The organism is Pseudomonadota bacterium (assembly GCA_018242545.1).
GTDB lineage: Bacteria > Pseudomonadota > Alphaproteobacteria > 16-39-46 > 16-39-46 > 16-39-46.
The window spans coordinates 1-13,523 of the sequence record JAFEBT010000007.1 but is presented as its reverse complement, the minus strand read 5'-3'; the positions used below and the strand labels follow the sequence as shown (position 1 = coordinate 13,523).

At 35.6% G+C, this 13,523-nt stretch carries 17 protein-coding genes and 3 tRNA genes; 13 read left to right on the top strand and 7 right to left on the bottom strand.

Translation table 11 applies throughout. The annotated features are described in order from the left end of the window. Positions 1-75: 75 nt before the first annotated feature. Positions 76-717 carry a hypothetical protein gene (locus tag JSS34_01995; protein ID MBS0185116.1) on the top strand — a complete coding sequence of 214 codons (642 nt, stop codon included), beginning with the start codon at positions 76-78 and terminating at the stop codon, positions 715-717. Positions 718-730: 13 nt separating this feature from the next. Here JSS34_01995 and JSS34_01990 read toward each other — a convergent pair whose 3' ends face one another. The 5 genes from JSS34_01990 to JSS34_01970 form a co-directional block, all read right to left on the bottom strand. Beyond that, positions 731-952, bottom strand: coding sequence for a hypothetical protein (locus tag JSS34_01990; GenBank protein MBS0185115.1), 222 nt, complete (start codon positions 950-952; stop codon positions 731-733). A gap of 178 nt (positions 953-1,130) precedes the next feature. After that, positions 1,131-1,547: a (deoxy)nucleoside triphosphate pyrophosphohydrolase gene (locus JSS34_01985; protein ID MBS0185114.1), complete on the bottom strand. Its 417-nt coding sequence runs from the start codon at positions 1,545-1,547 to the stop codon at positions 1,131-1,133. Between the two features lie 11 nt (positions 1,548-1,558). Then, complete coding sequence (locus tag JSS34_01980; GenBank protein ID MBS0185113.1) at positions 1,559-2,170, bottom strand: SIS domain-containing protein; 612 nt, start codon at positions 2,168-2,170, stop codon at positions 1,559-1,561. A 90-nt stretch (positions 2,171-2,260) separates the two neighbouring features. Further along, the gene (locus tag JSS34_01975; GenBank protein ID MBS0185112.1) at positions 2,261-2,992 is read right to left on the bottom strand and encodes a hypothetical protein; all 732 of its coding nucleotides are present in this window, start codon (positions 2,990-2,992) and stop codon (positions 2,261-2,263) included. A gap of 108 nt (positions 2,993-3,100) precedes the next feature. Further along, positions 3,101-3,176 (bottom strand) — tRNA-Thr (locus JSS34_01970). Between the two features lie 296 nt (positions 3,177-3,472). On the opposite strand from JSS34_01970, the gene JSS34_01965 reads away from it, so the two are divergent. From JSS34_01965 to JSS34_01935, 7 genes are all read left to right on the top strand, one after another. Continuing rightward, positions 3,473-3,868 carry a hypothetical protein gene (locus JSS34_01965; GenBank protein MBS0185111.1) on the top strand — a complete coding sequence of 132 codons (396 nt, stop codon included), beginning with the start codon at positions 3,473-3,475 and terminating at the stop codon, positions 3,866-3,868. A gap of 37 nt (positions 3,869-3,905) precedes the next feature. Next, positions 3,906-4,415 (top strand): outer membrane lipid asymmetry maintenance protein MlaD, encoded by a 510-nt coding sequence (gene mlaD, locus JSS34_01960; GenBank protein MBS0185110.1) that lies wholly within the window; start codon positions 3,906-3,908, stop codon positions 4,413-4,415. A 39-nt stretch (positions 4,416-4,454) separates the two neighbouring features. Next, complete coding sequence (locus JSS34_01955; protein MBS0185109.1) at positions 4,455-4,958, top strand: DUF2155 domain-containing protein; 504 nt, start codon at positions 4,455-4,457, stop codon at positions 4,956-4,958. Between the two features lie 12 nt (positions 4,959-4,970). Then, a complete protein-coding gene (gene trxB, locus JSS34_01950; GenBank protein ID MBS0185108.1) occupies positions 4,971-5,918 on the top strand; it encodes a thioredoxin-disulfide reductase in 948 nt (315 codons plus the stop codon). Positions 5,919-5,968: 50 nt separating this feature from the next. Next, positions 5,969-6,901, top strand: coding sequence for a LysR family transcriptional regulator (locus tag JSS34_01945; protein MBS0185107.1), 933 nt, complete (start codon positions 5,969-5,971; stop codon positions 6,899-6,901). A gap of 434 nt (positions 6,902-7,335) precedes the next feature. Further along, positions 7,336-7,665 (top strand): hypothetical protein, encoded by a 330-nt coding sequence (locus JSS34_01940; GenBank protein MBS0185106.1) that lies wholly within the window; start codon positions 7,336-7,338, stop codon positions 7,663-7,665. 27 nt (positions 7,666-7,692) lie between these two features. Next, complete coding sequence (locus JSS34_01935; GenBank protein ID MBS0185105.1) at positions 7,693-7,935, top strand: hypothetical protein; 243 nt, start codon at positions 7,693-7,695, stop codon at positions 7,933-7,935. A 354-nt stretch (positions 7,936-8,289) separates the two neighbouring features. Here the strand turns inward: JSS34_01935 and JSS34_01930 are convergent, their stop codons facing one another. Together JSS34_01930 and JSS34_01925 are read right to left on the bottom strand one after the other, a co-directional pair. Further along, a complete protein-coding gene (locus JSS34_01930) occupies positions 8,290-9,384 on the bottom strand; it encodes a hypothetical protein (protein ID MBS0185104.1) in 1,095 nt (364 codons plus the stop codon). A 177-nt stretch (positions 9,385-9,561) separates the two neighbouring features. Continuing rightward, on the bottom strand, positions 9,562-10,674 hold the full coding sequence (locus JSS34_01925) for a hypothetical protein (GenBank protein MBS0185103.1): 1,113 nt from the start codon (positions 10,672-10,674) through the stop codon (positions 9,562-9,564). Between the two features lie 272 nt (positions 10,675-10,946). Here JSS34_01925 and JSS34_01920 point away from each other — a divergent pair, with 272 nt between their 5' ends. The 5 genes from JSS34_01920 to tuf form a co-directional block, all read left to right on the top strand. Continuing rightward, positions 10,947-11,852 (top strand): glycosyltransferase family 25 protein, encoded by a 906-nt coding sequence (locus tag JSS34_01920; protein ID MBS0185102.1) that lies wholly within the window; start codon positions 10,947-10,949, stop codon positions 11,850-11,852. Between the two features lie 253 nt (positions 11,853-12,105). Further along, entirely contained in the window at positions 12,106-12,819 is a 714-nt protein-coding gene (locus tag JSS34_01915) for a hypothetical protein (protein ID MBS0185101.1), read from the top strand. Positions 12,820-13,037: 218 nt separating this feature from the next. Continuing rightward, a tRNA-Tyr gene (locus JSS34_01910) sits at positions 13,038-13,123 on the top strand. A gap of 69 nt (positions 13,124-13,192) precedes the next feature. Continuing rightward, positions 13,193-13,266, top strand: a tRNA-Gly gene (locus JSS34_01905). 120 nt (positions 13,267-13,386) lie between these two features. Then, the coding region (tuf, locus tag JSS34_01900) for an elongation factor Tu (GenBank protein ID MBS0185100.1) at positions 13,387-13,523 on the top strand (137 nt) is incomplete at its 3' end.

Here is a 13,523-nt window from a genome sequence, read left to right as displayed (position 1 = left end):
AAACTTAATAAGGGAGAAACTATTTTCTTATTTATTTTTTTAGTATGTATTCTTTTAATCAAACCAGTTTGGAGTATGGAGGAAGAGGACATTAAGAAAGAAGTATACTCTTCACATTTACAATCGGCAAAATCGAGTATTCTAGATCCAACTCTCAAAAACTTAAATTGTTTTCAATTTGTTGCCCATGTTTTACAAAAAGATCCCTCTAAGTGGGATGCGATATTTGTTCTCCATGAGGAAATTCAAAAAGATCTACCTGCTGAACATCACTATTTTATGCCGATTCCTTATCATTATAGTCTCATAGCGATGGGGCTTGAAAATAAAACTTTGGTTTCTTCCTCTTTATCAGCTGTCCCTCTGGGGGAGGTGAGATCTGGCGATATTTTAATCTATATTGGTCTTGAGTATAATCCAGATGTAAAAATGATGAAAGAGCCTGGGAAAGGAACACATGTGGCCTTTATTAAGGAAGTGATAATGAATATAGATCAATCTGATATTTCACTAAGTCTTATTGATGCATCATGTCGTCGTAAAAAACGATATACAGATCCTTCAAATCCCGAAAAAAGTCAGCTTACTGATTCTAATCTTGGGCATAGTACAGCAACCATAACAGCAAGTAAAACACATAAAGATTTATGGTTTTATGAGACCCCAGGTTTAAGAAAAATGTTAAAGAAGATTTTTATTTTGAGGTTTATGATATAAACTTGAAAGCATCTCAATAGGGATGTGTTTTGAAATATTGTGATTTTTTGCTATCGATGCATGATTTGCAGCTGTCCAAATCTGTGCATTGGCCATCTTCTTTGCACTCTTCCCATGCTTCTTTATAGAAATCTGCCCATGCTATAAATTTATAGTCCATTTTCTCCGTACTTTTTGCCGTTTCTATCCCCACCAAAGACAAAACACCAGAGATGATAGCTATTTTTTTAAACATGATCTTTTTTCTCTCTTTTTTGTTTTTAATAATTTATTATTTTTAGATTTAACCTACTTATATATTTTATTATATCTAAATTGAGTATCAAACTAAAAAACGGGTTTACAGTTAAAAAATAGAGGCTTCCGCTCCTGCTGATTGAATTAAGTGTTCATGTTCATTAAGCTAAAAAAACCTAATTCTTTAAGAAGAAAGACTCATCTTGTATCAAACGTGTAACAAGGATTTGGTTTGCAGGAAGCATAGGGAATTGAGAAATTTCATCAAGGGTAATCCAACAAAATTGTTGCAATTCAAGCCCTTGAACTTCTCCTTCCCATGTCGTCGTAAAATAAACAGGAATAAGCGCATGAAATTCTTCATAGCGATATGAAATAAAGCTATAGGGGATAAGATCTTTTTCTTGAAGAGTTATTCCCAGTTCTTCTTTTATTTCGCGCATAAGCGCCTTTTCAGGTGTTTCTCCAGATTCAATTTTTCCTCCTGGAAATTCCCAAAATCCTTCCATGAATTTTCCTGCAGGTCTTTGGGTGATAAGAACTCTTCCTTGAGTATCTTTTAGAATACACGCAACAACAAGCTTAAGCGTCATTAAAGACCTTTTTAATGAAAATTGGCGGCGAGTATTTCTTCAACACGTGCACATAAATAATGATAAAGACATGTATGAATTTCTTGAATGCGTGGGGTAGAAGGGCTTGGAACAGCAAGAAGAATATCGCATCCTCCCATTTTATTGTGTTGGCCACCTTGCCCTGTAAGACCTATGGTCGTCATTTCCATAAGTTGTGCTTTTTTAAAAGCTCTTAAGACATTCGGAGATTTTCCACTGGTGCTAATGCCGAGGAGAACGCCTCCTTTTTCACCATAAGCTTCAACTTGACGTTCAAAAACTGTTTCGTACCCAAAATCGTTTGCAAGACATGTTAAGATTGCAGGATCAGAAGATAAAGAAATTACTTTAAAGGCTTTACGATTGATGTGAAATCTTCCGACAAGTTCTCCTGCAATATGGAGAGCATCAGAAGCTGAGCCTCCATTCCCACATACAAGAAGAGGAAGCCCCTGAGAGAGAGCTTTAACAATGCTTTGGATCGCTTGATCCATATGAAAAGAAAGATCTTCTGCAATATGTCCATGACAAAGGCTTTCTAAAAGCATTACAGAACCTTTTAGATAGCTTGAAAGAGATTTATCTCCGCCTGTATGATTCATTGGAAGAGTATCTTTGTGCATGATAAGCTCCTTTGTTCAAAGAAAAAGGGCCAGATTGGCCCTTTTTCAAATGGTGATGAAAACAGAATTTTAGTTTCCAAGGCTTGCAATCACTTGGGATTTGAAAGATTTTGCCCATTGTGTGTAATGTTCTAAAATGGACTTTTCATTTTGTTCCCAAAGATCATGTTGGGTAGGATGCCAATGTCCCGCAGTCGCATGGCTTCGGCTCAATGTGCCTCCTTGAGCGCCTGGGTTGAAAATGTATTGAACTTTCAAAAATCCACCATGTTTAACAAGATTGAAATTTACAGTAACAAAAGCGGAATCTGAAACCGTTAAATGATTGCTTTGAATAAAATCATTTACGAGACCACCAAAACTGCTGGAGAGATAATGATAGGGTTCAATAAACATACCACTTGGTTTGCCGCGTGCATTTCCAATGGTGAAGAAAGATTCAGCATGATAGGCATTTTTTAAGGTAATCGGATGGGGAGAAGAATAACCTTCATCAGCCTCAAAGGTAGCTGTAGCATCAATTTTAACAATTCCAGCAAGAAGATTTTGATGTGCTTGAGCAAGAACCAACTTATACATTGGAACATGGCCGATGGGTCCGTATCTAAATGTTACAGGGCGCGTCTCTTGAACTTCAGCAGCTTTCAAAACAGTCCAGGATCCTTCTGGCAAAGGTACATTGTAGTGCCCCACTGGAACAGAACCTTGAACAACAGATCCAACTTGGGGTAAATCAGCATAAACGGCTGAGCTTATAAAAATAGCTGTTATCACCGCAAATAAATTGACTAATCGATTCATAATATTTCCTCATCCATCAAAATTTATTGAGGGGCTTTTAAATCTTGAAAATTATAAAAAATTTTCTTTTTTCGAGCGCCTCACAATATCATAAGCCTTAAATGTGTCTGGTGCCGGAAGAGGGACTCGAACCCCCGACCTACTGATTACAAATCAGTTGCTCTACCAACTGAGCTAATCCGGCTTCTTCATAAACTTATGCTCTCTAAGTTTCTATAGCGCATCTTAAAAAGAGACGCTAGTAAAAATTATACTAAATTCTTAAGAATTTTTAAAAAGAGCTTTCCAAAAGAGCATGAGGACTCTCTTTTTTAAGCACAAAATCTAGAAAAATCAATTATATCCAGCGAAATCAGAGCATTATATTTTTTTGAAAATATGGAGAAAAACACTTATAATTTTTTAAAGCATTCATCATTAATATATGGTAAGAATCGTAAGAACCCTTTACCGAAACTTTTTTCTTAGGTATATTGCGATATGCTTAAACTTAGACAGTGTTTTATTCATCTTTTTTTGCGTCTTAGAAAGTTTTGTTTTGAAGGCGAGGATAGCTATGGAAACCGTTATTATAAAAATAGACGATCTGAAAAAAAAGGAGGAAAAGAGCAAGAAAAGAGAATTGTCATTTATTTTGGATCCCCAGAGGCTGCACATATTTCTCCGGAATGGTATGGATGGATCCACTTTATGTCTGATAAAATTCCGTTTAAAAAAGTCTTATCTCAAAATCAAAACCGTTGTGTGCCGAGTTGGACGAAACATTTGTTTGAAACACGGAATTCTGTAAAATCTTTAAATGTTTCCAAGAACAGTGCATATGTTCGATGGATTCCGAAGGAAGAGATAATGAAGGAGCCTTCGGAAAGAGGTTAATTTTTTTGTGTAACAGAACTAATTAGGAATTATTTTTATGCGTCAAAATATCTTAGAAACGTTTATGGGAACAATCGTTCTTATTTTTGCAATTGCTCTTTTAATGTTTGCCTATACGAGCAGCAAATCCTCTATTACAAAGGGGTATCCTGTTATTGCTAAGTTTGATCGCATTGATGGCTTAGTTGTTGGAAGTGATGTTAAAATGAGTGGTATAAAAGTGGGAACCATTTCGAATGTGACGTTAGATCCAAAAACTTATTTAGCTATTGTAACAATGACCCTTAATCCAACCGTTAAGCTTCCAAAAGATACTGCAGCGGAGGTTTCAAGTGAAGGAATTTTAGGGGGTAAATTTATGGCTCTTGTTCCTGGGGGAGCTGATGAAATTCTCCCGCCCCATGGTGAAATTCTTTATACACAATCTTCTGTGAATTTAGAGTCTTTGATTGGTAAGGTCATGTTTGGAAAAGAGAAGGAAAAAGATAAAACGTCATCTTCTGAACAAGAAAATTCTGCTGAAATGTCTTCATCTCCTCATCCCTAATGAAGATGATAAGAAAGTGGGCGTGAGGAAAAAACTTGAATGGCATATTTTATAAATTTTTTCAAAGTGATCAGTTCGATATTGTTTGTAAGTCTATTTGGGAGAGAGATTTATGCCCAAAGTGTTGATTTAAAAGCTAACGCGCAAGATAATTTACCAAAAGACGATTTTTTGAAAGAGCGTGATAAACAGGCTGAAGATATTAAAATCGGACAGTTTTCAGAGAATTCTCTTCCCGCTCTTCTGCCGGCATCCAAGGTTGTTATTCAAGGATTGGACAAAATTACCGGACGTGTTTTTACCATTGAAACGCATGTTGGAAAAAGTATTGATTTTGGGCGTTTAAAGATTATTGCCCATCGGTGTTATAAAGCGCCTCCTGAAGAAATTCCAGAGGCTATTGTAGATGTTGATATTTATGAAAAAACGACATCTTCAGGGGAAGAAGTTTTAATTTTTAAGAATAAAATGTATGCATCGAGTCCAGCTGTTTCAGCATTGGACCATCCTGTTTATGATATTTGGATTAAAGACTGTTTTTAGAGAGGATACCTGATGGTTATAACGAAACAAACTCCTGTATTAATTATTGGAGGCGGCCCTGCAGGTTTTACAGCTGCTATTTATGCCGCGCGTGCCAATCTTAAGCCTATTGTTGTGATGGGTCATCAACCGGGAGGCCAACTTATGGTAACAACAGATGTTGAAAATTATCCAGGGTTTTCAGAAACAATTCAAGGGCCGTGGTTAATGGAACAAATGCAGGAACAGGCAAAACATGTCGGAGCAGTTCTTATACAGGATATGATTTCATCTGTTGATTTTTCTAAAAAACCTTTTATCTCTCAAGGAGAATCAGGGACGTTATATGAATCTGATGCGGTTATCATTGCGACAGGTGCCTATGCAAAGTGGTTGGAGATTGAAAGTGAGCGAATCTATCGTGGGGCGGGTGTTTCAGCATGCGCAACCTGTGATGGCTTTTTCTTTAAAAATAAGAAAGTTGCAATTGTAGGGGGTGGAAATACAGCTGTAGAAGAAGCTCTTTTTTTGACAAATCATGCTTCTCATGTCACTCTCATTCATCGTCGTGACACTTTAAGAGCTGAAAAAATATTACAAGAGAGGCTTTTTAAACACCCTAAAATAAGTGTTCTATGGAATAAAGAAATTGAAGAAATTCAAGGAGATATGCTTCCTTTTCGCCATGTGAAGGGGGTTAAGTTGAAAGATACACAAACAGGAGACATAAGTTCCCTTGATATTGATGGAGTTTTTATTGCCATTGGACATAAGCCTATGACAGATATTTTTAAAGGGCACCTTAAAATGGACGAAGAAGGATATATCCCTGTTTCTCCTGGAACAACGCAAACTTCAATACCAGGTGTCTTTGCAGCAGGAGATGTTACAGATAAAATTTATCGTCAAGCTATAACAGCAGCGGGCCTTGGCTGTATGGCTGCTCTTGAGACATTGAAATATTTGCAAGAAAAAGACTAGAGAAAATTAAAATCCTTAAAAAACATCTGTAAAGGTGAAACCCTATGAGAATGGATTGGGATAAATTAAGAACCTTTTATGCGGTTGTGCAAGCAGGGAGCTTTACGCAAGCAGGAGAAAACCTTTCCTTAAGCCAGTCAGCCGTAAGTCGCCAAATTTTAGGATTAGAAGAATCTTTACATGTTTCTTTGTTCCATCGGCATCAGCGTGGTTTGGTTATGACTGAACAAGGAGAAATTCTCTATAAAGCGGTAAAGGAAATTTTCGCAAAACTTGCAATGACAGAATCTCTTATTAGTGAAAATAAAGATCAGCCAAGAGGTATGTTAAAAATTACAACAACCGTCGCTTTTGGGGCTCTTTGGCTTGTTCCTCATCTTGATGCTTTTATGAATCTTTACCCAGAGATCCAAGTTGATCTTATTTTGGATGATCGCGAGCTTGATCTGACCCGTCGCGAAGCAGATGTTGGTATCCGAATTATTCCATCACGAAGTCCTGAATTGATTCAAAGAAAAATCATGTCCTATGGGCTTAATATTTATGCAGCCCAGGGATATCTTAAAAAAAAAGGAACGCCAACAAAACTTCAAGATCTCAAGAATCATGCCTTAATTTCATTTAGCCAAGGAGGAGGAATCCATCCTGTGGAAGATGTAAATTGGATTTTAAATCTTGGACTTCCGCGTGGGCATTTTCATGAGCCTTCTTTGAGCATTAATGATCTTCAAGGGATGATGATTGCCATTCAAAAAGGAATTGGGATTGGTGTATTGCCTGAATATTTAGTTTCTACTTTAAAAGATAAGGCCGAGAATACCGATGAAGAGCTCATTCGGCTTTTACCAGAAATTCCAACGCCACAAGTGCAAGCTTATTATGTTTATCCAGAAGAATTAAGAAATTCTAAACGAATTAGCGTTTTTAGAGATTTTTTAATTGCCAAAATTGCTGAATGTAATTTAATGAGTGCGTCTCTTTAGTAGCGATAACTCACTGATTTGTCATGAAAAATATATGCATGTTGTTTTTGCATGACAATCATGCAAAAATTAATATTGCATTTTATCAAAAATTACTTATTTATAGGGAACACAGTTTGAAATACTTAAATTTCACGAGTTTTTACGAGTTCGGGCGCAATGCCTGAAACCGGGTTCTTCGGAACCCATTTACGTCTTTTTAGACGTAAAGCCTCCCTGTTTGATTTGGCCGAATCTTTCGAGATTCGGCTCTTTTTTTTATTAAAAGGGACCGAAAAAGTTAAATCTTAATTCTCAGAAAGGATAAAGAGGCAAAAAAACAGCGGATAGTTTTTTCCGCTGTTTTTTTACGTATACCTATAATAACACCACTTTGTTATTCGCCGGCATCATTATTCTCATCTGGGCCAATAACATCTTCTGGTATAAATTCATTGACATCTTCATCTCTTTGCTCAAGACCCAGGCCCTTAACTCCAGAATCATCTGTTTGTACATTTATGGATTGTGACCATGTTGGAGAAGAGGACGACGTTGTTTCAACCACTGTTGTTGAGGCCGGCGTATTATTGTTTGGACCGACAACAGGAGCTTTTGAGTGGCTCGGAGTAACAGGAGCTTTTGAGTGGCTCGGAGTAACAGGAGCTTTTGAGTGGCTTGGAGTTACGGGAGCTTTTGAGTGGCTCGGAGTAACAGGAGCTTTTGAGTGGCTTGGAGTTATGGGAGCTTTTGAGTGGCTTGGAGTTACAGGAGCTTTTGAATGACTTGGGGCTACAGGATGACTTGATGTATTGGTTCCACTCTTAGCAGGAGTTGTCTTGGTGGGAGTTGTCTTGGCAGGAGTTGTCCTCGCTGGAGTCGTCTTAGAAGAAGTTGTCCGAGCAGGTGTTGTCTTAGAGGAAGTTGTCTTAGCATGGGTTGGAGCAGCTGACCCTGATGTCATTGCGGATGAAGTTTCTATCATTCCACTTAAAGCAAAAGCTCCAACAGAAACGAGAGCTGTTGTTTTGCTTATTTTTGAAATAAGATTATAATGCATTTAGATATCTCCATATTATGATTTAAATTATTATTTTATAGCAAAAAAGAAGGGCTTTTTTAACCGCTCCCTATTTACATTTCCTTATTCGTTGAGTGGTATTTTGATTTTTTGTACCTTAAACCAACGTTACCTCTTTCTCATAATTCACTTTTAAGTGTACATGTAGGAATTTTGTTGTCAACAGGGAATTTAGGCTTATGTCTCTATTTTAAGATAAGAGTGTATTCTGGTTGCAAGGTTCTTAGGGAAAATTATATATAAATTTCTTCTTATTTTTGAAGCTACATAAATAAACATAAGCATGGTTATACGAGTAATTCTATAGGTTTTAGAAGTTTTTCATGTTCTAGGAGAAAGCTTCTTTCGAGGGAGCTTCTATGAATCCACCTTTAGGGTCGCATAGATTCACAGAAGTTTTATTTACAACATCAATTTTGTATGTTTTATAAAAATTTTTGACACATTGAGGGTCAATACCATAAGGATATTTTTTATCTTCTTTCCCAGGGATAAGGCCAAGAAGAATTTTAACACGCTCTAAAATTTTTGGATTAATTTCATTAAAATTTGGGTCGTCTTCCCATATTTTAGGTTCATTCGGTCGTTCATAATAGTGAAAAATAAGGTTTTCGGTGGGGCTATAAAAACGATATCCCTTACACCAGAGACGAAGAGAGAGCAGAGGTTCTTCTCCATGAAATAAATATAAGAGATTGGGATCGTAGGGAACTTCTTCTAAAAAAGTGCCAGGTGCAAAGAAAAACTGTCCTGCAATGAAGGGACTTTCATGAAATGTAGAAGTTTTATCTGTGAGGAGAAAAAGAGGATGAGGAAGATCATCATATGAAAAATCGAGACCACAGCATCTGGAAACTTTTGTTTTATGTTCTGATGGAATTTTATCAGTAGCTGGATCCCATTCCAGAGGATAAACAGTTAAAATAACCTTAGGTCCTTTTTCTTGTTCAAGTTTATGCCACATCTTTAGAAGTTGTGTATCCCAATGAGGAGTGAGCCGTGTATGGGCATCGATCTCAAGAAAGAAATCTTCATTTTTGTATAAGTGAGAAGCATGATATCGTGCGGCAGCAGGGCCTCTTGCGTCTTCTGCAGGAACAGAGTTGAGAGAAATATTTTTTTGAAACTTTGGATCTATCTTGGATGTTTGGCAGGAGAGATCATATGGGCCATTTTGCTGATAGACTCCGACAAAGATTCTCTCGGGATGATCTGCCTTATTATAAATTTCTTCAAGCGTTCTGGGACAGTTTTTATCTCGATAACTGACAATTGATATAAAAATGGATTCTTGTTTTTTTGAGAAAAGGAATTGAAAACATGAATTAATCTCTTGTCTTTTCCAGTATCCTAAAAAGCTGCCTCCGATGAAAAAAATTAAGAGCAAGCTTAATAAACACATAGGGCGAAAGAATTTTTTCATAAAAAACCTTCTTTAATTGTTGTTATCGAGAGTTCACTTGTAATGAATTAAAGAAAAATATGATGTGAAAAGTTCTTCTGGGAAATTTTTTCTTTTAAAAGAAATAAAAGAATGCCAGATGATTTTTTTGGATTCATGATATTTTTCTATCTTAAGCATTTTTAAGTCAAAATTTTCTTATGTCCCATCTTTATTGGAAGAAAGATCTTTTGAGGAAGTTTCTAGAACTCGTTCCTCAGGATCGCACAAATTAACAGAAGTACGATTGATTGGATCAATTTTGTATGTCTTATAAAATTCTTTAACACACTGTGAATCAATTCCATAAGGATAATTTTTATCTTCTTTTCCAGGAGCGAAACCAATAAGAATTTTTACGTGTTCTGAGGTTTTTGCATTAATTTCTTGATAATTCGGATCATCATTCCATATTTTAGGTTCATTGAGACGTTCATAATAATGGAAAATAAGATTTTCAGTGGGGTTATAAAAACGATATCCTTTACACCAAAGGCGAATTGAGAGAAGAGCTTCTTCTCCCCAAACAAGATAAGCTAAATTAGGATCATAAGGGACTTCTTTTAAAAATTTTCCAGGGGCAAAGAAAAACCCTCCTGCAATAAAAGGACTTTCATGAAAAACAGACGTTTTTTTATATACATGTGAGGCGATTCTAGGAAGCTCACCTTCATGCGAAAAATCCATTCCGCAAGATAATGGAAGATGAGTTTCGTGCGATGGATCAATCGTATCACTTTCAACATTCCAGTCTAAGGGACAAGTTGTTAGAATAACCTTGGGACCTTTTTCTTCAGCAAGCTTGTGCCACATTTTTAAAAGAAGCGTATCCCAATGGGGAACAAGTCGCATATGTGCATCAATTTCAAGGAAAAAGTCTTCATCCTTAAATAAAAGGGAGGCATGGTATCTTGCAACGGCAGGTCCTCTTGCTTTTTCAGCGGGAACCTTTACCAAAGATATGTTTTTTTGCAGTTTAAAATCTATATTGGGAGTTTGACAAGAAAGATCATAAGCTCCATTTTGTTGATAAATACCAACAAAAATTCTTTCAGGATGATCTGCTTTATTATAAATCTCTTCGAGTGTTTTTGGGCAATTTTTATCACGATAAGAGACAATGGAAATAAAAATTGTCTCTTGTTTTTTTATGAGTAAATTTTTGCAATAAGAAAAAAGTTCATTTCCTTTCCAGTATCCTAGAAAGCTACCAGCGATGAAAAAAAGAAGAAGTATGATTAAAAAAAGAGAAAAGCATTTGAAATTTTTCATAAAACACCTTTGGTTTCTTCTTATTTTTTGGAAGGGTCTGGCTTCATCTAGTGTGCATAAAGGAATGATTAAAAATAATATGATTTTATAAAAATTACAATCGACAAAAGGTAAGTTTAAAGCATTTAAAGATTTTAATTAGAATTCACTTTATTTATCTATCTCAAGAGATTCTTTCTTACCTATACAAAAAATTAAAAAATGATACATATATTTGGATTAAGATTAACTGGGGGCATAATAACGTTGAAAAGTTGGAAGTAAAAACAATAATGGCTATCAAAAAACACTTTAAATTAATTGCTTTTTATAAATCCTTGATGGTACTTGCATGCCTTTCTATGGCCTTAAACACAGGTTGTACAACTTCCTCTTTCAAAGAGGCTTCCTTCTCAAAACATGAAAATGTCTATGATCAGGCCTATGTTATTAATTTAGATCGAACACCTGAGCGATACCAAACAATAAAAGAAATCTTAGATAAGCGTCAATTAAGACATAAGCGGTTCTCAGCGATTGATGGTTTCAATGTAAGATTAATTCCTCTTTCAGGAGGGAAAATAATTTCAGGGGCTGACTTATGGGAAGGAAGAGCAAAACTTAATCCTCAAGAAAAATATCGTATTTTATGCACTGAAGTACCTGAGCAGCAAAAATATCCTCTTTATTATCATTATGATAAAAGATTTTTTTCTGCATTAATTTCTGCAGGTGAATTAGGATGTTTGTGCAGTCATTTTCTCATTTGGCAGGATATGGTTAAACATAATTATAAAGTGGCCTTAATTTTTGAGGATGATATTATGGATATTTCAACTGAATTTCTAAGCTCTTTGCGGAATATCATTAAACATTTACCCGAAGAATCTTTTGTTCATTTAGGTTTGGTGAATTCCAACATTTACAAAAAAGGAGATAAAGTGATCTTGGAATGCAAGTTAGGTGAAGACGTAAAATTATGTGAAGTTTTATCTTCAACGCGAGGCCTTGGAACATTTGCCTATATTATCAATGCTAAAATGGCCCAAAAACTTTTGAATACTTCTGATTTTCATGGGCCTGTTGATGTGACACTTTTAAATAGAGCAATGTCTCAAGAAATTTCTATGCATGCAGCTTTTCCTTCGTTTTTGCATATAGAAAATAATTATGATCAATCAATTATCGCACACATGTGATATTTGATAAAAACACTTAATTTTGAGCTAAGAATAAATTTTTTTTAATTAAATTCAATAATTAAAATTAGCATATTTTTTGTAATATACAAAATTTTTTTTATAATATGCAGGCCATTTAAAACAATTATTGCCCAATAATTTCTGAATCATTGACAGTGTGAATTATTCTCTGCAAAACTAGATTTAATTAATTATTAAAAAAATTATTACAGGGTTAATTTTTTAATTCAATTATACTTTGGAGTTTTTAATGTCAAAGATGAGTTGGACTGAGGAAGAAATTGATTTTCTAAGAAACGCTTACCAGGTAGGATTAAGTCTTAAAGAAATGGGTTATTTTTTAAACCGAAGTGTGACAGCTATTAATAAAGCATTACATCGATTTTCAATAAGAAAAAAAGAAATTAGATTAAAAAAACCAAAAGATACAAATGGAGACATTCGTCAAGAAATGATGGAATCAATTATGCAGATGTCCAAACGACGTGGACAGGCCTTGGATTGTTTAAGGTTAGAACGATCAGCGCAGAAAGATTATCTCGCTCAAGGTATTTATAAGGATAGGAGGAATTTTCGAGATCTTTCTGCAGATGTTTTGATGTCTGGCATTTATCAGGAGAATGATATTTCTGAAAAAGAGGGGTATCATGGCTCTTTTTCTTCTTATGAAAGAGTTAAAAAAAAGAAAATATCATATGGACACCTTGAAAAGTTCGTCTTTTTTGAGGATGTTTTAATCTGGTTGACCCAAAAAGGTTTTATTCTTGAAAAGGTTCATCATGAGTTTATATCAAAGGATGTTTTTCATTTATCTCGTCCACTCTATAAGCTCACAGGGCCTTTTTATGAAGCACACACGCATCATTCTTTTAAAACGGAATCTCAGCTTCTTTTATTTGCGAATAAAATTCGCTTAAAAGAAGCCCTTCCTTTATTTTATGTATTTGATGTGACGGCCGAATAGCCTCGCTCATTTTTTTTATTTTTTTAAACTTATCTTTTAGGGTCTGATTTTTGTTAATATGTTGATTTTATTATATTTTTTTAAACTATTGAACGTTTTAGAAAAAAAGAGAAAAGAAAGGAAGCGTCTTTCTCGTTGACAAAAAGTAGAAAATTTTCTAGACCCTTGAGAGGACATAAAATCTTTGTTTAAAGAGGGGTGTCCTTAAAGATCTTTAAGGAGGGATGGCCGAGCGGTCAAAGGCAACAGACTGTAAATCTGTCGACGTATGTCTACGTAGGTTCAAATCCTACTCCCTCCACCAAAACGCTTGACAGATGGTTTTTTGGTGCGGTATTTTTCGTGTTTTTGGAGGTTTAGAAAAGTCTCCTGTGCGGGTGTAGCTCAATGGTAGAGCCCCAGCCTTCCAAGCTGGTCACGTGGGTTCGATTCCCATCACCCGCTCCATTCTTTAATTAATTAGCGTAATAAAGGATGGTTTATTCGGGATTAATGATAGATTCCAAAAGAGTATATCAGAGTTATTATAGGGTAATTGACGGAATAAACAGATAAGGGAATAAAGAGATGTCCAAGGCAAAATTTGAGAGGAACAAGCCGCATTGTAACATAGGAACAATCGGGCACGTTGACCACGGGAAGACAACGCTGACAGCGGCGATAACGAAAGTATTGGCGGAAAAAGGTGGTGCGCAATTTATGGC